Raw genomic sequence first — 21,372 nt, 5'->3', positions numbered from 1 at the left:
ATGGCACAAGAAGGGATGCTGTTAGTTTATACAGGCGATGGCAAAGGAAAAACAACCGCTTCGCTTGGTGTCGCATTAAGAGCAATTGGCCGCGGCATGAAGGTGAAATACTTTCAGTTTATTAAATCACCGGAACGTACATATGGTGAACAGCTGGCACTAAGGAAACTTGGTGTTGAAACTGTTCAATTAGGAATCGGGTTTACATGGACAAAAACACCGGAGGAGCATCGCGAAGCACTTGCAATCGCCTGGCAGACGGTAAAAGAAGAATTAAAAGATGAAACAACAGATGTATTAGTGCTGGACGAACTGAATAATGCCCTGGCCATTACACGGTTTTCAATTGACGATGTGCTGCCGTTATCTGAGGTGTTAGAAGCCATTCAAAACCGTCCAAAAAGAATGCATCTGGTTATAACAGGGCGTTCTGCACATCCTGCCATTCTCGATTTAGCCGATTTAGTGTCAACCATCGATGCTACCAAGCATTATTATGCCGAGCAGGATGTTAAAGCCATGAAGGGGCTGGAGTTTTAAGCAGCCGGACAGTATATTTAGGACCTTGTCCAGTTAGGTTTTGGGAATTGAGGAGAAATTCAATGATAAAAGAATCCCCTATGCAATACGACTTTGAGAAGCTCTGGAAGGAAGGCATGCTGGATTGGCATGGCAGGATGCCGGAGCGAATGGTTGATGATGAGCTCGAAGAAGCTTTTTGGATGCAGTCCATGAAGAAAAAAAAATACAAGCAAACAGATGAGTATGCCAAAGCCATCTACGAAAAAATGAAGCCTCATATCCCGGAAGACTCAAGCTGTATTGAATTCGGTCCGGGATGGGGCAACTATACCTTTCCGCTCAGCCAGGATGTCAGAAGTTTAACGCTGGTTGATGGTTCAAAGAGTGTGCTCGCTTATTTAAAGCAGTACTTTGAAGAGGATGCCCCTGTCCAGTTTGTCCACAGCAAATGGGAAGAAGCACACTTGGAGCCGCATGATGTCGTGGTGGGGGTGAACTGCTTTTATCGGATGTATGAAATGAATGAAGCGCTGAAGAAAATGAACAGGCTGGCAGCAAAGCGTGCCATAATCGGCTTAACGACTGGCCCTATTCAGCCGCATTACGTTCTATTGGATGAGCAGTTTGGCTATGACATTAAATACCCGCGCAGGGATTATATCATGATCGTCAATATGCTGTACCAGTTAGGCATTTATGCAGATTGTGAAATGATTAAGCTTGAGCGTGAGCATCGTTTTGATTCATGGCAGCAGTTAGTTGAAGCCCAAAGCAAGAAAATTTTATCTCCCCAATTTGATCAAGCACATGTGGAAGCCGCACTTGAACAATATATTTCCAAAGAGAATGGCCAATATGTATACCGGTATCCTTTCCATGCGGCAATCATCAGCTGGGAGCCTGTGAAGCTTATATGACCAGGCCGCGGTTTGCATTGCTGATGGCTGTTCTGGCCGCGGGGCTGCTTGCATCCATGACTTTTGCGGTGATGGTAGGATCTGTGGACATTACCCCGCGCCTTATTTGGGAAGTGATCTTCTCCAAGCTGGGGATATTCATAGCAACAGATGCTTCTAAGGCACAGACGGTTATTATTTGGGATATACGATTCCCACGTATTCTGCTTGCGGCCATAGCAGGTGCTGCACTGGCCATATGCGGGGCGGCCATTCAAGCATTAGTGAAAAACTCGATAGCAGATCCTTACATTCTCGGAGTATCTTCCGGAGCATCCGTTGGAGCTGCATCTGTCATTTTACTCGGAGCATTCAGCGTTTTAGGGGTCTATGCCATTTCCCTTGCCGCATTCTTAGGGGCCATCTTTGCGGTGATGATCGTGTTTATTTTAGCACGTGTCAATGGCCGCTTATCGGTCATCCGTCTGCTTTTGGCAGGGATTGCAGTTTCGATGGTGTTATCCGCCATTACCAATTTTATGCTGATGATGTCCAAGCAGCAGGGCGGCATTCAAGCGGTCATGCATTGGATGCTCGGCAGTCTCGCAGGCGCGAAATGGTCCAATCTTGGCATCCCATTTTTTTCGCTTCTGCTGGTTTTTATTTTGCTGATCATGAATTATCGGCAGCTTAATGCTTTATTGATTGGAGAGGAAACGGCCGCGACACTTGGCGTTAATCTGGACCTGTTTCGCATTTTTATCATTCTCTTTGTATCCCTTCTGACCGGTGTGGTCGTCGCCGTCAGCGGAAGCATTGGCTTTGTGGGACTGATTATTCCTCACATCGTGCGAATGATGGTGGGGTCTAATTACAAAGTGGTTCTCCCGATAAGCGCCCTGATGGGTGCCATTTTCTTAGTTTGGGCTGATATGGCTGCACGTATAGTAATGGCGCCTGAAGAAATGCCAATCGGGATCATTACCGCTATTTGCGGAAGCCCATTCTTTATCTGGATGCTTAGGCGAAAGCGATATTCTTTTGGGGACGGTGAATAAGGATGATCCAGGTCAAAAATATGTCCTTTTCAGTGTCGGACAAGCAAATCTTAAATAATATCACTTTTTCGGTGGAACAGGGGAAATTCGTTGGCATCATTGGACCGAATGGCAGCGGAAAATCTACGATGCTAAAAATCATTTATCGTCATTTAAAACAAACGAGCGGTTTAGTGACGTTATATGAAAAAGATATTCTCGATATTTCTCAGAAAAAGCTTGCTCAGGAGTTAGCTGTTGTAAGTCAGGAAACACCGGTGCTCTTTGATTTTACGGTAAAAGATTTAGTCATGATGGGGCGAACGCCATACAAAAAATGGCTTGCCGCAGATAACCAGGAGGACTTTGCCATTGTGGAAGAAAGCATGATGCTCGCAAATGTGCTCCACTTGAAAAACCGCACGTTTAGCCAATTATCCGGAGGCGAGAAAAAGAGGGTGATGCTCGCACGCGCCCTTGCACAGCAGGCAAACATATTAATTCTGGATGAACCAACCAATCACCTGGATATTGAACATCAATATCAGTTAATGGATTTAGTGAAGGAGCTGCCGATCACGATTGTGGCAGCCCTCCATGATTTAAACCTGGCAGCCGGGTATTGCGATGAACTCCTTGTCATGAACCATGGAGCTCTATATACGGCGGGGACACCGGAGCAAGTCCTGACAGAAGAGACATTAAGAGAAGTATTCCGTATGCTGGCAGGTGTTTCGAAAAACCCATTTACAAAAAAGCTTCATTTGTTTTTTTACACAAACGATTAAAATCGAATCGAGGGACCAATGGAACATGAAAAATAGCAGAATTTGGGCATTTCTGGTCTTAGCGGCCGCATTAATATTGGCCGCATGCTCAGCAGAAGAGGTAAACACAGCAAAGGTGAAAAGTGAACAAGCGGAGCAAACGGAGAAAGTGGTTATTGAAAATGAAGGGTTTGTGAATGAATACGAAGAAGCGCCAAAGCGTGCTGTATCATTAAATCAGCATGTGACTGAAATCATGCTGGCACTTGGTTTAGAAGATTCAATGGCCGGTACTGCATTTCTGGATAACGAGATTTATGAGCCATTACAGGAGGCATACGACAAAGTGCCAGTATTAGCTGAGCAGTACCCTTCAAAAGAGCAAGTCATATCAGAAGAAGCAGACTTTCTATATGGGGGATGGGAAAGTGCCTTCAATGAGAAAAACATTGGAACACGTGAAGAACTGAAAGAATTAGGCATTAACAGCTACTTACAATCATCATCTGTGAAAGCAGCTCCAACCATAGAAGATATTTATTCAGACATTCGTAATATCGCAAAAATTTTCAGGGTAGAAGAACGCGGTGAAGAACTAATTGGTCAAATGAATCAAGAGATTGAAGCCATTACATCCGAATTACCTGAAGTAAAAGAGCAGCTGGATGTCCTGGTTTACGACAGCGGTGAAACAGATGTATTCACAGCGACACAAAACTTCATGAATACACTTGTAACTATGGCAGGCGGACACAACGTCTTCGGGGATGTAAAAGGAAATTGGGCCACCGTCTCAAAAGAAGATGCAGTAGAACGCCAGCCTGATGTCATTGTAGTGATTGATTATGGTTCAACAACTGCAGAACAAAAAATAGATTTCCTTAAAAAGGATCCGGCTTTAAGCCAGACACCTGCTGTACAAAACGAACGCTTTGTCATCCTGCCTTTATCAGCAGCATCTGAAGGAGTTCGTGTTGGGGAAGCCCTTGAGGTTTTGGCAAAAGGTTTTTATCCGGAGGCTTTTAAAAACTAGGTTGATTTTTTACATTTTGTTGGAGTAGAACCTAAGTTTAACCGCTGAGTTGATTGGAGCGGAGGGCACTTGACTCCTGTGGGAGCAGCGGGACAGGTGAGAGACCCCGCAGGGGAAGCCGAGGAGGCTCACCGCACGCCCCACGGAAAGCAAGTGCCCCGTGCTGAAATCGGGCATCATTTTTAAGCAAAAAATTATTGAAGGAGGGCACCTAATGACAACCTGGAACCTAACCCAAATGCAGCGTCACTTGCTCATCTGCAACGGCGCAACCTGTATGGGTGCAGGCGCAGAAAAAGTCACACAGCAAATTCGGGATGAAATCCGGAAAAACCGTTTAGACGAGCATATTCATACATCCCGTACACGCTGCAACGGCCGCTGCAAAGATAAATGCGTCGTCATTGATTACCCGAAAGGAACCTGGTATTCGGTCCAGCAGGAAGAAACAGCCCGGGACATTGTTCATGAAGCAGTGAAAGATGATTCAATCATTTACTCCATGGAACACGGCGAACGCAAACGCAATGAAAACCGCATTAAAGGAATCGATAAATACAAGAAAGGAAAAGGAACAATGAAAAAAGCTGTCTTATTTGTCGGACATGGCAGCAGGATGGAAGCTGGGAATGAAGAAGTCCGTCAATTCGTCGATCAAATGAGAGACTCCATAGACCCAGCCCTGTTGGTTGAGACCTGTTTCCTGGAATTTGCATCTCCAAATATTGAAGATGGAATTCAGCTTTGTGTTGAAAAAGGTGCAGATGAAATCCATGTCATTCCCATCATCCTATTGCATGCCGGCCACTCCAAACTGCACATTCCAGCAGAAATTGAACATGCCAAAGAGCATTTCCCGGATATTCAGTTTACATACGGCCAGACAATAGGGGTCCATGAGGAGGTCCTTGAAATATTAAAAACAAGACTAGCTGAAACCGGCTTAGATGTGAAAAAACGGCATGATGATACGGCCATTTTATTAATCGGTCGCGGCGGCAGCGATCCATATGCAAATGCTGATTTTTATAAGATCAGCAGATTACTGTGGGAAAAGGTGAATGTATCAGCCGTTGAATGTGCCTTCATGGGTGTCACGACGCCGACTGTGCAGGATGGGATAGAGCGCTGCATCAAACTGGGCGCAAAAAGAATCATCATGCTGCCATATTTCTTGTTTACCGGCATTTTAATGGAGAGAATGAACAAAATGGCCGAACAGTTTAATGAAAACTATCCTCATATCTCCATAGATATTGCTGAATATTTTGGGTATCATCCAAAGTTAAGAACAGTCCTGCTCGAGCGTATGAACCAAGCACTGGACGGCACTTCGACAGGAATGCAGGACTTGGAAAATTTCCGTAAGTATGCGGAAGAACACGGGTATGAACACCATCACCATCACCATCATCATTAATTGTATATTTGGGTCAAGCTGCCAGAGGGCAGCTTTATTTTTTATCATGGATGAGTGAAGAAAACCTTGAGTGAGATTGAAGATGAACAGGTTCAGAGAATAAATATGATCTAAAAGGGTGAATTTAGTATTATCTGCAATAGGAAAGGCTGATCTTAATGGAGAAAAAATTATTGAACCTGCTTCTCGGATTGTGCATTTTTTCGGTTCCATTTTTGTTTAAGGGTAAAAAAATGAGGGAGACATTAGTTATTTTTTTCTCGAAAGGCGTCCTTGCCACTCTGGTTGACGCTTATGTTGTGGGAACGAAAAGAGTTGAATACCCGGTACGCCCCTTTTCAAGAATTTTTAAAACCAACCTGATTTATGATATTTTGTTTTTCCCGCTTTTAAGTGTGATTTGGGTTAAAATGTCTTACCATGACAAATTAAGAAATATATTCCTCAAAAGTTTGATATTCAGTGTCCCAATGAGCATCGCCCAATGGTACTTTGAGAAAAACACCAGACTATTCAAGTGGAGGAAATGGTCCATTTTCCATACCTTTAGCAGTGTTAATTTTACCTTATTCACTATTAGAGGTTTTGTTGGGTTTATCAAAATATTGGATCGACTAAAGAATAATCGGAACTTAAATGAGTTGGAAGGTTAATCAAGTTTTGCAAACTTGCCTTGCTATCTCGCACAATAAAGTCATGCTGCCATTACGGCGGCATGACTTTATTTTTATTGTTGATGTAAATCTGACTCTGTGCCAGTCTCAAAAAGGCAGCGGATATTAGTACACAACTGGAATGTTTTATAAATAAAAGAACACCATGAAATAAATCATCCACATTTAATTTGAATGATTATGGTTATTAAATTTACTCTCTGTCCATAAAAAAACGTTCGTAATCACCTTAGCTAATATAATTACGATTAGGTAACATACAAAAAGAAAAAAATTATTCGTGCGCCCGTATAGCCTGAATAGACCGAGACCTATAAGAAGGGGCTTAAAAACAAATGCTAACACGCCAGCAGTCAGAACAGTATAGACATAGTAATTTTTTTTATGATTTAAAGTCCATTGATAAACAAGCATAAATGTGACAGGAACGAAACTGGAGTCAAGAGATAAACCTGGAACCATTGGAATCATAGGAAAAGGGTAATTCAGCAGCCCGGAATTTTTATTGTACAAGTCGATATAGCCAAATAGCATATGAATGCTATAACCATAAAATCCCATGAAAAATATTTTTCTTTTATCAATTTTGAAAAATAACACAATTAAAGGAATAATAAATAGCATAACCATAAACCAATATTCAAAGGAAGTGTAAATGCTGTATTCCACCCAGTAATGATTTAAAGCTTTTTGTCCCTCTTTACCCATTTTGACAATATGATCGAATTCTTTTATCCGGTTTTCCTCCACGGCAAATGTACCCCTTTTAACTGCGTGTTAGTTATGTCTATGTTTCCTAATTACTTATTTTTATATGTGTGATTTTATAAGTTTTCAGGAAGCATTAATCATTATTTTTAACTTATCGTTTATAAACAATGGTGAACATAATGGACTGGAGTGAAGGACTAATTAATTTTTTATGGAATAAATAAGTAAAAGGAGTCTAAAGAATAGGAAGGCTGTGTGGAATAAATGCAGGATGGAATAGAGAAATATTCACTTGTGGGTACAGTCATAGCGGTAAGCATAAGCAAAAGGCACACTTTCAGTAAAAAAAATCAAAATATCATAAAACTGGTGAAGGGTTTGGGGATTGAAGGGGATGCCCATTTTGGTTGAACGATTAAACACCGGTCAAGGGTGGCACAAAACCCTGACCAGCCGAATCTAAGGCAGGTTCATCTAATCCACAGTGAGTTATTTGAGGAGTTAGCAGAAAGGTTCCATATTGAACCTGGCCAAATGGGTGAAAATATTACAACCGCGGGAATCAATCTTCTTGAACTGCCTGCTGACAGTATTTTATTTATTGGGATATCTGCCGCTATTAAGGTAACTGGATTACGCAATCCTTGTGCTCAGATTGATCATTTTCAGCCTGGTCTTTTAAAGGCTGTTATTGACCAGGATAGAGACGGAAACCTAATAAGGAAAGCTGGAATAATGGGTGTTGTTTTGGAGAGCGGAGAAGTAAAACCAGATGATGAAATACGTGTTCAATTACCGCCAAAACCCCATAGAAAGCTGAAACGGGTTTAGGTGTTTGTAATGACTCCTAATAAAATAAAGTGTTATCTTTGAGAGATAGGGATGTGGATTTATTTTGAAAAATTGGCAGATTTCTATTTTAATAGGACTAATGTCTATTTTGTATATTTTCATTATTCCGCATGAGCCCCTGGAATTGAAGATTGTCTTCAAGCTGATTCCAATGGCACTAATTATTATTTATGCATTCCGTAAGCTCCCTGCCAGCCCTTCGCCGGCATTGCGTTTAGTCATTATGGGCTTATTTTTCTGCATGCTCGGGGATGGATTCATTGCGGTGTCATTTGTTGCCGGACTTGGGGCTTTCCTGGTTGGCCATCTTTTCTATTTGACTGGATTCCTGAAAATGGCGCAAATCACTAAGCTGCGGCTGGCTGCCATAATCCCGATTGGTTTATATTCCTGGCTTGTTGGCCGCCAGCTGATTTCATCCTTGGCTGCTGAGGGAAATGATACGCTGGTGATGCCTGTTATTGCCTACATGCTGGTCATTTCAATAATGGCGTTATCAGCCATCCTGACCGGAAGTAAATGGGCCATTGCCGGGAGCCTTTTGTTTGTTATCTCGGACTCCATTCTGTCTTGGAATATGTTTGTTTCAAGCGTTGTTCATTCAGATGTTTTCATCATGACAACTTACTACGCTGCCCAATTCCTGATTGCCTTCAGCCTTTCTTCAATTGGGAAAAGAGAAGGGATGATCACAGCAAAATCGGAAGTGATACGGCAATTGTAGATTGATTTTACTATAGGCTGTTAAAGGTACACTTTAGATGTAAAAAAGACTTTCCGAAATTAAGAAAGTCTTTTATTTTTTCCATTTTACTCGCCTTACGATTTTATCTTATCCAGTCCCTGTAAACTTTCCATTTTCGTTATCCAATATCCGGCATAGTAAAGTGTGAGGAAAATGACGAAATCATATAAAGTAGACCAGCTTTTTGGATTATAAAAATCGATGGCATTAAAGAAATTCATCCCTCCAAAAGCTGCAATGGCAGAGAAAAGGATTCCTTTTAACAAGCTATTCATTTGAGGCTTTATCTGGAGAGCAAACATTATTCCGACTGGTGCTAAGGAAAAGTGATATGGCAAAAATAGAAATGGTGCCAGAGGAATAATGATCATAGGATAGGACCATAACCCCAAAGATAATGCTGCCAGATCTATTGTAAGGGATAAAATTATACTTAATAAGCCAGCTAAGAGAAGACGCCCAGTGCTGTCCTTTTTCCTGTACTTAAACCATACCATCCAGGGAATGATAAACAAAGCCAGTCCAAACCACCATTGCCATGTTGTAATAAAATCGTTCTTAACGATATCCGCGAATGCAGCGCTTATCTCTGTAAACTGTTCATATGCTTTTTCAGACTTTGCCAGTCCCTCTTCAAACGCCATATAATTCACCCTATCTTTTTCTAATTATTTTCAAATGGAAATTAATATAACCAGTGCATCTAAATCTTTGTATTTTCTTTCTGCCTCTACACAACATATATAATGAGGAGGTAAGAAGATGTCTAACGCGTTGGAAGCAATTTTTAATATGCTCAGAATTTCATTTGATAATACAAATGAACCTAAATCTCTCTTACATGTGATAGAAGTTGGAGACCTATGGAAGTATGTAACTTTAATCGAAGAATTTATCAGGTACGAAGAAATGGGATTGAACACAACAGCGGATGATGAAGTGCGGGAAATGCTGACAGATGTAGTAAAGGTATGTGAGACACAGGTAAAAAGGGTAAGCAATTTTATGAAAAACGAAGGAATTCCTTTGCCTGACGTAACTTCTTCAAAGCCTAATTCAAGCCCGAAAGATGTTCCTTTAGGTGTCAAGTTAACAGATGATGAAATTGCAAATGGGGTCGCATTTAAATTAGTAACCTGTTCACAAGCATGTGCTAAAGGACAGGTAGACTCTATCCGCAGTGATTTAGGCCTCATGTGGACTCAATTTTTTTTAGAATGGACTGCTATAGGAGCAACTGTAAAAACATTGATGAGGAAAAGAGGATGGCTAAAAGTGCCGCCATATTACTATACCCCCGGTTCTCCACAAAGATAAAGAATCCAGCTCAAATGGTTTTAGTTGGATTCTTTATCTTTTATCATGAAGTGTTTTTTTGAGGAGGCAATAGTTAACCTGGGTAAAAGATTTTGACAAAGCATTGTGAGAGGAAAAATGAAGAAAAGAAGGGCCTATTCTGTCCTTGTATTTAGGCTTAAAATCTCTAATCTTATTTACATTCAATAGCTTTATCATCTATAGTAATTGAATCCACTAATGCATTATTTCAGCAGAAATTATATATTTCAACTCCATTTCTGGATGAGGGCTATTCCCTTAGTCTTCTGCAGAAATAGGCAAATATTTTTCAGTACATCCAGGTTTGTATGGATACTATTAATGATTTAGACTAAAATTATGGAAGATATTTGTTATAGAAACATATTTTTTCATTCAATACTAATTAGCAGGTATGGTTTAGGCTCTAAATTGAAAAATATAGATTCACTTTAACCAGAGAACTGCTTTTAAAAAACGAGGTGTAGATAATGGAGCTGGAAAAGTATAAAGTTCTATTATTTGAAAAAATAAAAAGGCAGATTGCATCCTGGTTTGATGGCAATCTATGTGAATCTATCAGTAATGAAGAAGTATACAGGTTCCTCCATTCCATAAAAGGTACTGCTGGTACTATACAGCTTACTGGTCTTCATCAGCTGGCAGACAGATTAATGGCGGATATTGAAAGAAAGGAAATGAAAGAATGGGATAAAAAAGACCTGAGAAATTATTTATTCGATTTAATCGAAAAAATGAGCTATGAATATGAACATTTCCAAACGGTCAAGCAGCAGAACCCCATACGGGTTGAAAACGCCCCTCTAATTCAGCTGATTGATGATGATATCTCCATGCTGATCCTCCTCAAAGATGCTTTGGAAAGAAAGGGCTGGATGGTCATTGCCAGTACCGAGCTGGATGTTGCTAAAGAACAATATTATGACCATCGTCCAGATTGTTTAATAATAGATATAAATCTGGATGGAGAGAGTGGTTTTCAGTTATTAGAAGATATACAAAATCATACTCGAAACAAGTATATTCCGAAGATCATGATCAGTGTAAAAGCAGATCGTGAAACCAGGATAAAGTCATATAAAATGGGTGCGGATGATTTCATATCCAAGCCGATTGACCTTGAGGAATTTCTTGTAAAAATTGAACGGCATATGGACAATAAAAAATTATTTGATCAGTCATCTATGATTGATGAATTAACACGGGTATATAATAGAAGGTTTTTTCATGATAGTTTACTAATATTTATGAATGAGTTATCAAGGAATCAACGCCTGTTCTCTCTGGCTATGCTGGATATTGACTTTTTTAAAAAAGTTAATGATGCATATGGCCATCAAACAGGAGATAAGGTCCTTGTTGAATTTGCAAAGTATTTAAAGGAAAATGTACGCCAAACAGATTATGTATTCCGTTATGGCGGCGAGGAATTTATCATTTTATTCTCTGGTGCCAACGGGAACGAAAGCAAAATAGCCCTTGAAAAGATATTAAAAGGGTTTTCGGAAAAACGATTTGCAGAGGGAGAGAATGCATTCAGCGTTACTTTTTCTGCTGGGGTATTTATGGTTGATGAGCCAGAAATGGAGAGAGACATCATTATTAGAGCAGCAGACCAGGCCCTTTATGAAGCCAAGCAAAAGGGAAGAGCCCGGGTGGAATGCTGTAAACTCGATTCTTTTGCGCAAAATAAGAAAAAGCTTCATGTATCTGTTATTGACGATGATCCGATTATAAGAATGATGTTAACAAAGGTTCTAAGCAATATGGAGCTTAATCATGCAGAACTTGATATAAAGGTTTTTGAAGACGGCCGGAAATTTCTTAATTCCAATCGAATAGAGGAGAAAGGCCCTCATTTTCTTATTCTTGATGGGATTATGCCTGTCATGGATGGTCTTGAGGTGATGCAGGAAGTGAAAAAGTCAAAAAGAGCAAAGGATGTTCATGTCCTTATGCTGACCGGACGAAAAAGTGAGCATGATATCGCCCGTGCATTGAAACTGGGTGCTGAGGATTATGTGACAAAGCCATTTAGCCTGACAGAACTGGAAGCAAGAATTCAGCGCTTAATAAAGAGGTTAACTTAGATGCTGAAGAATGAAATATATCTTCTTGGCGTATCAGCTGCTGTAATTTTAGGATTATTAATGCTTATTCTCCTGTACCTGGTCATAAGAAAATGGATGGAGCATAGAATTCGAAGGAAAATTAATGAGAGCATTCAAATGCTGAGTCCGCAGATATTTGAATATATTTCAGAAGGAAAAATAAGCCGGCATCTCCATTTGGATAGTGATATAAAAAAGAAGGCTGCTGAAGAGCTCCTCTCAAAGTTCGCAGCTTATTTAACAGGAGAAAATGAAACGGAGAAACTTCGGGAGTTTGCTGATAGCCATCTGCGAAATTACTTTCAACGGCAATTAAAAAGCAGAAGATGGAGCATTAGAATGAATGCACTATTCCATATCGAGGATCTCCATCTAACAGAATTGCAGTCTCATGTTCTGGAGACAGCTATGAAAGAGAGAATATCGCACGATGAAAGAGTGCAATCCTTGAGAATACTTGCGGTATTTCAGTATGAAGGGATCTTTGATCTTCTCCTTTCTAATAGTGATAATCTTTCGGATGGTGAATTAAGAAATATTATTCTGCGGCTGAATGATCATAAGTTCTGCGAGTTTATTTTAGGTTTTCATCAGGCAGGAAAACAATTGAAATATGCTGTTGTCGATGCTGCTGGAATCAGAAAAGATTTAAAATATGTAAATTTTATTGAATCGGTTTATGCAAGCTATCATGGAGAGGCACGATTGCGAGCTGTGAAGGCCCTCTCCTCTTTAGGTGTGGTTAAGGACCTATCCCCCTATCTGAAACTGCGTCATTCCGGCGATTGGAAAGAGAGAATGATGGCCGCGAAGCTGTTTGGATCCCTAAAAGAGCCGGAACTGCTGCCATATTTATTGGAACTTCTCCATGATGCATCCTGGTGGGTGCGATCTCAGGCTGGACAGTCCATTATGCTTTTTCCGAACGGAAGGGAAAAACTGCAGCTTGTGCTGGAAACCTCAAATGATGCTTATGCAAAGGATATGGCTTGGGAATGGATGAATAAAGGAGATTTCGTTTAATCATGGCTTTGATTTGGGGAAATATAATAGTAGGGTTCGCAATGTTTATAGCAGCCTATATGGTGCTTGTCATCAGCTTCTATTCAATCATTTTATTAATCTCTGTATTTCAGTTAAGAAAAGAATATATGCTGGACCGGAATCAGACACTTGACGAATATATGAATGAAACCTTCGCAAAGCCGGTTTCCATCATTGTTCCAGCATATAATGAAGAAGCCGGCATTGTTGCCAGTGTCCGTTCCCTTCTGAGTATTGACTATCCTTCATTTGAGATTATTGTGGTTAATGACGGTTCTAAAGATGCTACCATGGACAAGCTGATTGAGAATTATGATATGAGAGAAATTAATCCAGCAGTCAGAAAGATGGTTGAGACAGAAACTGTAAAAAAAATATATCAGTCCGCTTCCCTTCCGCATCTATATTTGATAGATAAAGAGAATGGCGGAAAAGCAGATGCGTTGAATGCGGGGATTAATTTTTCCCATTATCCTTATTTTTGTTCATTGGATGGCGATTCTGTACTGGAAAGAGATGCCTTCTTAAAGGTAATGAAGCCTATCATGGATTCAAATGGGGAAGTCATTGCTTCAAGCGGAAGCATTCGGATTGCAAATGGGTGTGAAATACAGGACGGAAATATCTTAAAGGTCGGCTTAGCCAGTGAGCCTTTGGTGGTTATGCAGATAATTGAATATTTAAGGGCCTTTTTAATGGGAAGGATCGGGTTAAGCCGCCATAATCTACTGCTGATCGTTTCCGGAGCTTTCGGTGTTTTTTCCAAGCAATGGGTCATTGAAGCAGGCGGCTATAAAACCAATACGGTTGGTGAGGATATGGAACTTGTCGTAAGGCTTCACAGGCTTATCAGGGATAAAAAGCAAAAAAAGAAAATTGTCTATGTGCCTGACCCTGTTTGCTGGACAGAAGTTCCTGAAAGCATGACTTATCTTAGAAGGCAAAGGCGCCGATGGCATCGCGGTTTATTTGAAAGTTTGTGGACACACAGAAAGATGACGTTCAACGCAAGATATGGTCTGATAGGCTTTGTTTCATTCCCTTACTTTTGGATTGTAGAATTTATAGGACCGATTGTAGAATTATTGGGGTATTTATATGTTATTGTATCCTTATTCTTAGGAGGCATCTATCTGGAGTTCGCCATCCTGATTTTCCTGCTTTCTTGTTTATACGGCTCACTTTTCTCAATGGCTGCTGTGCTGCTTGAAGAATGGAGCTTACGAAAATTCCCGAAAATCTCCGACTTAATGAAACTGTTTTTCTATTCAATGACGGAAACCTTGTGGTATCGGCCATTAACGGTTTTTTGGAGATGTGAAGGGATTTGGCAGCTGATCAAAGGTGATACAAGCTGGGGAGAAATGAAAAGAAAAGGTGTTTCCGGATGAGAATATTTACCAAAGGGCAAGCTATCGTTTTTTTGATTGTTTTTGGAGTTTTGGCTGTTATTGCAAGTCCTTTCTGGACATGGTGGCTGAAGCAGGATCAAGAGCTCAATGTGTTCATCTTAAATAAGACCGTGCCGGATGACTCATACCGGGAGCATAAGGGGCTCGTATGGATTTTAAATAATGAAAAATATATTAAAGCAAATGGGGACCGATATAGTATTGAAGATGATTACAGCGGCTTTAAGCCAGGCAGGAAAAGTGAGTATTCCATTAAGCCATTCCCTGATAATCTCGAAAAATATCAAGTGCTTTACCTCGCCGATACGTATGGGGTTTATGAGGAAGAGTTTAATGGAAGCAATCCCCTGGGAGAACGGTCTTCAAGTCTTTATGGCGGTCTTCAGGAAGAGGAAGTCATTCAGCTGGAAGATACACTGCTATCATCCAAAGGGAAAACACTGATTGCTGAATTCAATACCTTTGCGAGTCCATCCTCAAATGAGGCACGGCACCGGCTGACGAATTTATTGAACATCAGCTGGAGCGGATGGATAGGCAGATATTTCCCGGATTTATCAAGCAGCGAGGTTCCGGTTTGGATTAAGGATAACTATGATGAGGGCAGCTGGGGTTTTAAAGGCCCCGGCCTGGTGTTTGTGAACTCGCAGGATTATGTGGTGGTGGTTGATGAAAGTGAACTGAATGGTGAAGGGGTTGATTTCACGTTCACTGAAAAGGGAGAGGGTTACTTCGGGAAGAAAGCGCACGCTCCTTATCTGTATTGGTTTGATGTGATCGAGGCAAGAAATCAGGATGAAATATTAGCAGACTATTCATTGCCTCTTACAAAAGCAGGAAAAAGCAAACTGCAGAACGCTGGAATTCCTGACACCTTCCCAGCTGTGATACAGCACAAAAACACAGCTTATTCTTCCTTTTATTTTGCAGGTGATTATGCAGACGAAGCAGAAGTTCCTGGTATTTATCAGACCAGGGGATTGTCGAAGTGGAAGGAATACTTTAGTGCGAACGATTCATTTTACTGGGAAGCTTACGTTCCAATGATGAAAAAAATGCTGCAGGACAAGCCGGGAAGCGCGGATAGTCAGAATGCGCCCGAAACAGCCAGCAACACTGGAATACAAGCGAACAGCAAGACTGGTGAAGAATATATACAAATTCTAAAAGATGGCACCTGGGAGGATCTATTGGTAAAAGGGGTGAATATGGGGATTGCTAAGCCTGGCTCCTTTCCTGGTGAAACAGGAATAACAGAAGCAGAATATTTCCGGTGGTTCAAAACGATTGGAGATATGAATGCCAATGCCATCAGAATATATACATTGCACCCGCCTGCGTTTTATGAGGCCTTTTATAAATACAACCAGATTGCGGAAAAGCCATTATTTTTATTCCATGGTGTCTGGGTTAATGAAGAAACACTGGTTAAAGAGCAAGACGCTTATTCAGATGCTGTTACAGCAGATTTCAAAAATGAAATGAAGCAAATGGTCGATATCATTCATGGTAGTGCTGTTATTGACGAGAAGCCAGGTCATGCTTCAGGTAAATATACTTATGATATCTCGCCTTATGTGCTGGGCTTTATGATTGGAATAGAATGGGATCCAGAGGCGGTCGCAGGCACAAACGAGAAACATAATGGCCTGCAGCAATTTTCAGGAACCTATTTCCAAACGGAAAATGCAAATCCTTTTGAAATCTGGCTTGCTGAAATGATGGAATATGCCGTGAAATATGAAACGGATCACTACCAATGGCAGCACACCATGAGCTTTACAAATTGGGTAACAACAGATCTGCTGACCCATCCATCAGAGCCTTCGATTAAGGAGGATATGGTCTCAGTGAACCCTAATCATATTAAGAAGACGGATAAGCTGCATGCCGGACTGTTCGCATCCTACCATGTGTACCCTTATTATCCTGACTTCCTCAACTATGAAGAAAAGTATGTGAATTTTATCGATTCCGAAGGGGACAAGAATAATTATGCCGGCTATCTTCATGATTTAATAGCTGTCCATGAGATGCCTGTTCTAGTGGCGGAATTCGGCGTTCCTTCTTCAAGGGGCAAGACGCATGAAAACGCTGGAGGAATGAATCAGGGCTTTCATTCCGAAGAAGAGCAAGGAAGAATAAACAGCCGGCTGTTTGAATCGATCGTTTCGGAAGGGTATGCAGGCGGACTGGTGTTTTCCTGGCAGGATGAATGGTTCAAACGCACCTGGAATACGATGGATTATGATAATCCTGACCGGCGGCCATATTGGTCAAACAGGCAAACAAATGAACAGCATTTTGGCCTTTTAAGCTTTGAAACTGGGAAAGATGAAGCCGGTATTTATGCGGATGGCAATACAGGTGATTGGAAAAGGCTGAATGCGAAACCTGTTTACAGCTCTGATGATGAGAATTCTTACTTGAAGGATATGTATGTTGCTTCTGATGAGGAGCATTTGTATATACGAATAGATTATAACCATCCCATTGACTCAAAGAATGAGAAGACTTATTTACTGATCGATACAATTGCAGGACAAGGCCAGACCTCCATTCCCATTAGTCAAACGGACAAGGTCAAAACGGACTTCGGAGTTGACTTTTTGGCGGAAATAGGCGGACAGGATCATTCCAGGCTTTTAATCGACAGCTACTATGATTCTTTTTATTATCATTATGGCCATATGCTGAACATGATACCGAATGAAAGCTATGCAAACAAAAAGGATAATGGAGTTTTTCATCCTATCAGATTAGCACTGAATAAGGAATTAACGATTCCTTCAACTGGGGAAACGAAACCATTCAAGTCTTATGAGACCGGCAAACTACTGTTTGGGAATGCAAACCCCGGATCTGAAAACTTCAATTCTTTAACCGATATTAGTATCAGCAGGAATAAAAAAGTAATGGAGATCAGACTCCCATGGGCATTGCTTAATATGAAGGACCCCAGTCAAAAGGAGATAATGGGGGATTTATGGAGAGCAGGCCTTACCGGCAGCCTGAATATTGAAGGATTATGGATTAGTGCAGTGTCGGCTGACAGCTATGGCATCAAGGATTCTTTTCCAAAGATGCAAAAAGGCGCGATACATGAAAAAGAATCAGCCTTTTATTCCTGGGATGTGTGGGAGCAGCCAGATTACCATGAAAGACTTAAAAAATCTTATTTTATTTTGAAAAAATCATTTGACTCCATACAACCGGGAGAGAAGTAAATGAAAAAGATATTGATAGCTGAAGATGAAGAAATTCTGCGCATGCTTATTTCTGATACTCTGGAAGATGGGGATTTTTCTGTAGATGAAGCTGAAGATGGAGAAGAAGCTTTGCAGCTTATGGAAAAAAAGCAATATGATTTGGTCATCCTGGATTATATGATGCCAGTCCTTACCGGTCTGGATGTCATAAGGAAAGTACGAAGCGGAATGAATCAAAACAAAGATGTGAAAATATTAATGTTATCTGCCAAAAGCCAGCAAAATGAACAGGAAGAGGTTTTAAACGCAGGTGCAGATTATTTCATGGTTAAACCGTTCAGCCCTCTTCAATTATTGGAGAAGGTCGGAGAAATAGCAGATGAAGTTTAATCATTTTATAAAAAAGAGCCTTACCAGACAGATTATCGCCCTTATGGGAGTGTTCACTCTTCTCTTCCTGGCGGGGACTATTATTCTGACTTTGCTGCAGGAGCATGTGAACAGCTCTTATTACAAGGAACGTGAAAAGCTTGTCAAAAAAGAAGAAATTGTTCAGCAAATCGATCATGACTTTAATCTGGTCTTTTTCAATGTCAGAGGCTATTTTGCCTATAACAATTCTGAATTGAAAAACCAGGCTGCTTCCTTAAGGCCCGGGATCAGAAAACTTATAAGTGAATACAACCGTATCGCTGCAACGCCTGAGGACAAGGCATTTGGAAAGGAAATGGATGAATTTGCAGATTTTTATTTCATTGAAAGGCTTCCCGCATCAATAGAATATTTTGAAGCAGGCCGTATGGATGAAGTTATCAAATTGGCAGATTCCGGCGCAACTGCAAGGATAAATTCCTTTCAGGATGATACACACGACTATCTGCAAAACCTCCATAAGGAGCTTAATGACAGAGTTCAGAACCTAATCATCAAACAATCCTACATACAAACAGGGTTTTTTCTCTTTCTTGTTGTCATTCTGGTTATCTTGTTCAGAATGATCCGGATTATGTTCAAGAAAATTGGGCAGCCGCTCACTCAGTTTGCCAATGCCGCTGAGGAAATTGCAAGGGGAGGAAAGGCGGAATTGCATGTAGGACAGGAGCGAATGGATGAATTGGCTGTTTTGTCTACTGCTTTTAGTAAAATGGTGAGAACGCTGCAGGAAAAAGAGCAGGATTTGCTTGCTCAAAATGAGGAACTGCTTGCGCAGCAGGACGAGCTCCAAGCACAGAGAGAAGAATTGGAGGAAGTATTGGGAACTATGCGTTCAAATGAGAGAAAGCTTGAACGCCGGAACGAGTTGATCAATGGAATCTCCAATTCGCTGCAGAAACAGGAAGTGCTGGAGAGTATCGTAAACAATATGTGCTATGTCATTGAGGCAGATTGCGGATTAATTGTCATGCTGCAAAATGGCGAGTCTGCTTCGTTTGGCATTTCAGCTTTGGGTGTTGAGCAGTTTAATAATCATTTGGCAAGTGGCTTTATTGACAGGCTGAAGCAGACAAAGGAAGGATTTACAGTTAAGAGGCAATTGCTTCAGGAAGAAAAAGGATACCATGAAAGAACAGTTTTCGGCTATGACTTGTACCTGCCGATTATCTCTTCAAATCAAGAGGTGACCGCTGTCATGGTCTTCACCAGATTTGGTTTTCCTTTTATACAGACACATATGGATGAATACTCAGCATTATCCAAACAGATTGGATTGTCGCTTGATAAGATCAGCTCATATGAAAACTCTGAAGCTGACCGAAAATTAAACCAGGATATCCTGAACACGGTAAAGGAAGGCATGCAGTATGTCGACAGGGACGGCTGCATATTGCAGGTCAACAAACAGCTTTGCGAAATGTTCCACTGCCAGGATGGCTTTGCAGGGATTGTTGGTCAGACCTGGGATAAGTGGAGTGTTCTTTTAAAGAAGCAGGTAGTGGATGAAGATGGCTTTACCGAATTCATCTGGCGCGCTTTTAATGGTGAAACATCCAGCGGGGAAACGTTTGTATATAAAACCAAGGATAGAGGACATGTATGCCAGATGTACTGTGAAGGTCTTTATCAGAATAATGAGCGAGTAGGAACTGTATTTGTCCACAGGGATATTACAAAGGAATTTAAAGTGGATGAAATGAAATCGGAGTTTGTCAGCACCGTCAGTCATGAATTGAGAACACCGCTTGCCAGCATTTTAGGTTTCTCAGAGCTGCTTTTAAACCGTGAACTCAAGCCGGAGAAGCAGAAGAAGTATTTGATGACAATATTAAATGAGGCCAAGAGGCTTACCTCCCTGATCAATGATTTTCTTGATGTCCAGCGGATGGAATCCGGTAAACAAACGTACGAAAAAAAATATATTGAGCTTCTCCCTATTATTGAGAAGGTAATAGATAACCAGCAGGTGCAGACGGATGTTCACAGGATTATTTTGGAATCATTTGATGGAAATGATCTTATTCTCGGAGATTCCAGCAAGATTGAACAGGTATGTACCAATTTGATTAGCAACGCCATTAAGTATTCTCCATCTGGAGGCCCAGTCTATTTAAGGTTATACGAGGAAAACAGCCTGCTTCATATAGAAGTGGAAGACCATGGACTGGGAATTCCGGAAAATGCAGCTGCGGATATTTTTAACAAGTTTTACAGAGTGGATAATTCAGATCGGCGTCGAATTGGCGGAACTGGGCTTGGGCTGTCCATTGTTCAGGAAATCGTAAGGGCTCATGATGGGTATGTAAGCTTCAAATCAAAATACGGGGAAGGAAGTACCTTCATTGTTTCCATTCCAGGTGTCTATAAGCCTTCCCATGGACTGGATGAGAACATTCATCAAAGCGGCACACGCTATGAAGTGCTGGTCATTGAAGATGATCAAAGCCTGGCAGAACTGATTATTCAGGAGCTTACTGAAAACAATTTGCATGCGAAGCACTTCAATACCGGAAGGGATGCCCTGGCGTACTTGGAAAATCACCTTCCTGATGCGATTGTTTTGGACATCATGCTTGATGAAGGGCTTGATGGATGGAGCATTATGAAGATATTAAAGCGAAATGAAGTTCTAAGTCATATTCCAATTATTATATCAACTGCATTGGATGAAAAAGAGAAAGGCCTGTCATTGGGAGCTCATGATTACTTCATAAAGCCATATCAGACAGGCAGCTTATCTTTGGCCATTTTGCAGACATTGCTTAAAGTTGGAAAGGCAGGCCAAATATTAATTCCAGAGAATTCACCCGGTGATTGATTTGTACATGCACTATATTAGATTTTCCTGGGGAAAGCTTTCTGCATTGAATACAGACCTGGCAGCAGCACCTTGAGCTATAGAGATTCTAAGTTCAGATAAAAGATTCATTTATAACAGGCACACGGTTCTAAAGTCATTAAAATGACTTTAGAACCGTTGCCTCTTTTTGTATATTTAAGCTATTTCCAGTGGGTTTCAAGAAATAATAGGCATTAAAAATAAATACAGTTCTTTTTTATGAATAAGATATGGCTGGTAGCCCTTTAGGAGGGATTCTATGGATTACGGTAGATACCAGGCATATGGCAAGGGACACTGAGATCAATTATGGTTCCTGGCGAGGAA

At 40.9% G+C, this 21,372-nt stretch carries 18 protein-coding genes; 16 read left to right on the top strand and 2 right to left on the bottom strand.

The genetic code is table 11. The features are described from left to right. The 7 genes from ACR42H_RS15010 (at position 1) to ACR42H_RS14980 (ending at position 6,328) form a co-directional block, all read left to right on the top strand. The gene (locus ACR42H_RS15010; protein WP_436371506.1) at positions 1–540 is read left to right on the top strand and encodes a cob(I)yrinic acid a,c-diamide adenosyltransferase; all 540 of its coding nucleotides are present in this window, start codon (positions 1–3) and stop codon (positions 538–540) included. Between the two features lie 62 nt (positions 541–602). Next, complete coding sequence (locus tag ACR42H_RS15005; protein WP_436371504.1) at positions 603–1,439, top strand: class I SAM-dependent methyltransferase; 837 nt, start codon at positions 603–605, stop codon at positions 1,437–1,439. Then, positions 1,436–2,476, top strand: coding sequence for a FecCD family ABC transporter permease (locus tag ACR42H_RS15000; RefSeq protein ID WP_113884754.1), 1,041 nt, complete (start codon positions 1,436–1,438; stop codon positions 2,474–2,476). Before ACR42H_RS15005 ends, ACR42H_RS15000 begins: the two co-directional genes overlap by 4 nt. A gap of 2 nt (positions 2,477–2,478) precedes the next feature. Continuing rightward, positions 2,479–3,243, top strand: a complete 765-nt coding sequence (locus tag ACR42H_RS14995) for an ABC transporter ATP-binding protein (RefSeq protein WP_436371502.1) — start codon at positions 2,479–2,481, stop codon at positions 3,241–3,243. Between the two features lie 25 nt (positions 3,244–3,268). Beyond that, the gene (locus ACR42H_RS14990) at positions 3,269–4,255 is read left to right on the top strand and encodes an ABC transporter substrate-binding protein (RefSeq protein WP_436371500.1); all 987 of its coding nucleotides are present in this window, start codon (positions 3,269–3,271) and stop codon (positions 4,253–4,255) included. A 214-nt stretch (positions 4,256–4,469) separates the two neighbouring features. Continuing rightward, positions 4,470–5,675: a CbiX/SirB N-terminal domain-containing protein gene (locus ACR42H_RS14985; RefSeq protein WP_436371498.1), complete on the top strand. Its 1,206-nt coding sequence runs from the start codon at positions 4,470–4,472 to the stop codon at positions 5,673–5,675. A 158-nt stretch (positions 5,676–5,833) separates the two neighbouring features. Continuing rightward, positions 5,834–6,328: a CBO0543 family protein gene (locus ACR42H_RS14980; RefSeq protein WP_436371496.1), complete on the top strand. Its 495-nt coding sequence runs from the start codon at positions 5,834–5,836 to the stop codon at positions 6,326–6,328. Between the two features lie 186 nt (positions 6,329–6,514). Here ACR42H_RS14980 and ACR42H_RS14975 read toward each other — a convergent pair whose 3' ends face one another. Continuing rightward, positions 6,515–7,099: a hypothetical protein gene (locus ACR42H_RS14975; protein WP_436371494.1), complete on the bottom strand. Its 585-nt coding sequence runs from the start codon at positions 7,097–7,099 to the stop codon at positions 6,515–6,517. 393 nt (positions 7,100–7,492) lie between these two features. On the opposite strand from ACR42H_RS14975, the gene ACR42H_RS14970 reads away from it, so the two are divergent. Both ACR42H_RS14970 and ACR42H_RS14965 read left to right on the top strand, forming a co-directional pair. Further along, positions 7,493–7,891: an MOSC domain-containing protein gene (locus ACR42H_RS14970; protein ID WP_436371492.1), complete on the top strand. Its 399-nt coding sequence runs from the start codon at positions 7,493–7,495 to the stop codon at positions 7,889–7,891. Positions 7,892–7,955: 64 nt separating this feature from the next. Further along, positions 7,956–8,636, top strand: a complete 681-nt coding sequence (locus ACR42H_RS14965; RefSeq protein ID WP_436371490.1) for a lysoplasmalogenase — start codon at positions 7,956–7,958, stop codon at positions 8,634–8,636. A gap of 95 nt (positions 8,637–8,731) precedes the next feature. Here the strand turns inward: ACR42H_RS14965 and ACR42H_RS14960 are convergent, their stop codons facing one another. Further along, complete coding sequence (locus ACR42H_RS14960) at positions 8,732–9,301, bottom strand: CBO0543 family protein (RefSeq protein WP_436371488.1); 570 nt, start codon at positions 9,299–9,301, stop codon at positions 8,732–8,734. Positions 9,302–9,419: 118 nt separating this feature from the next. Between ACR42H_RS14960 and ACR42H_RS14955 the strand changes: the two genes are divergently transcribed. From ACR42H_RS14955 to ACR42H_RS14925, 7 genes are all read left to right on the top strand, one after another. Further along, a complete protein-coding gene (locus ACR42H_RS14955) occupies positions 9,420–9,974 on the top strand; it encodes a DUF3231 family protein (protein WP_436371486.1) in 555 nt (184 codons plus the stop codon). Between the two features lie 491 nt (positions 9,975–10,465). After that, a complete protein-coding gene (locus tag ACR42H_RS14950; RefSeq protein WP_436371484.1) occupies positions 10,466–12,085 on the top strand; it encodes a GGDEF domain-containing response regulator in 1,620 nt (539 codons plus the stop codon). Further along, entirely contained in the window at positions 12,086–13,129 is a 1,044-nt protein-coding gene (locus tag ACR42H_RS14945; protein WP_436371482.1) for a HEAT repeat domain-containing protein, read from the top strand. Between the two features lie 2 nt (positions 13,130–13,131). Then, positions 13,132–14,541, top strand: a complete 1,410-nt coding sequence (locus tag ACR42H_RS14940) for a glycosyltransferase family 2 protein (RefSeq protein ID WP_113884764.1) — start codon at positions 13,132–13,134, stop codon at positions 14,539–14,541. After that, positions 14,538–17,789, top strand: coding sequence for a hypothetical protein (locus ACR42H_RS14935; protein WP_436371480.1), 3,252 nt, complete (start codon positions 14,538–14,540; stop codon positions 17,787–17,789). The genes ACR42H_RS14940 and ACR42H_RS14935 overlap by 4 nt, the downstream gene beginning before the upstream one ends. Next, positions 17,790–18,161 (top strand): response regulator transcription factor, encoded by a 372-nt coding sequence (locus ACR42H_RS14930; protein ID WP_113884766.1) that lies wholly within the window; start codon positions 17,790–17,792, stop codon positions 18,159–18,161. Next, complete coding sequence (locus tag ACR42H_RS14925; RefSeq protein WP_436371478.1) at positions 18,151–21,024, top strand: ATP-binding protein; 2,874 nt, start codon at positions 18,151–18,153, stop codon at positions 21,022–21,024. Before ACR42H_RS14930 ends, ACR42H_RS14925 begins: the two co-directional genes overlap by 11 nt. Positions 21,025–21,372: the final 348 nt, after the last annotated feature.

Origin of the sequence: Cytobacillus sp. BC1816 (assembly GCF_051353635.1) — a bacterium.
GTDB classification, from domain to species: domain Bacteria; phylum Bacillota; class Bacilli; order Bacillales; family Cytobacillaceae; genus Cytobacillus; species Cytobacillus oceanisediminis_C.
The sequence above is the reverse complement of the archived record's forward strand: the minus strand, read 5'-3'. Positions and strand labels throughout refer to the sequence as shown.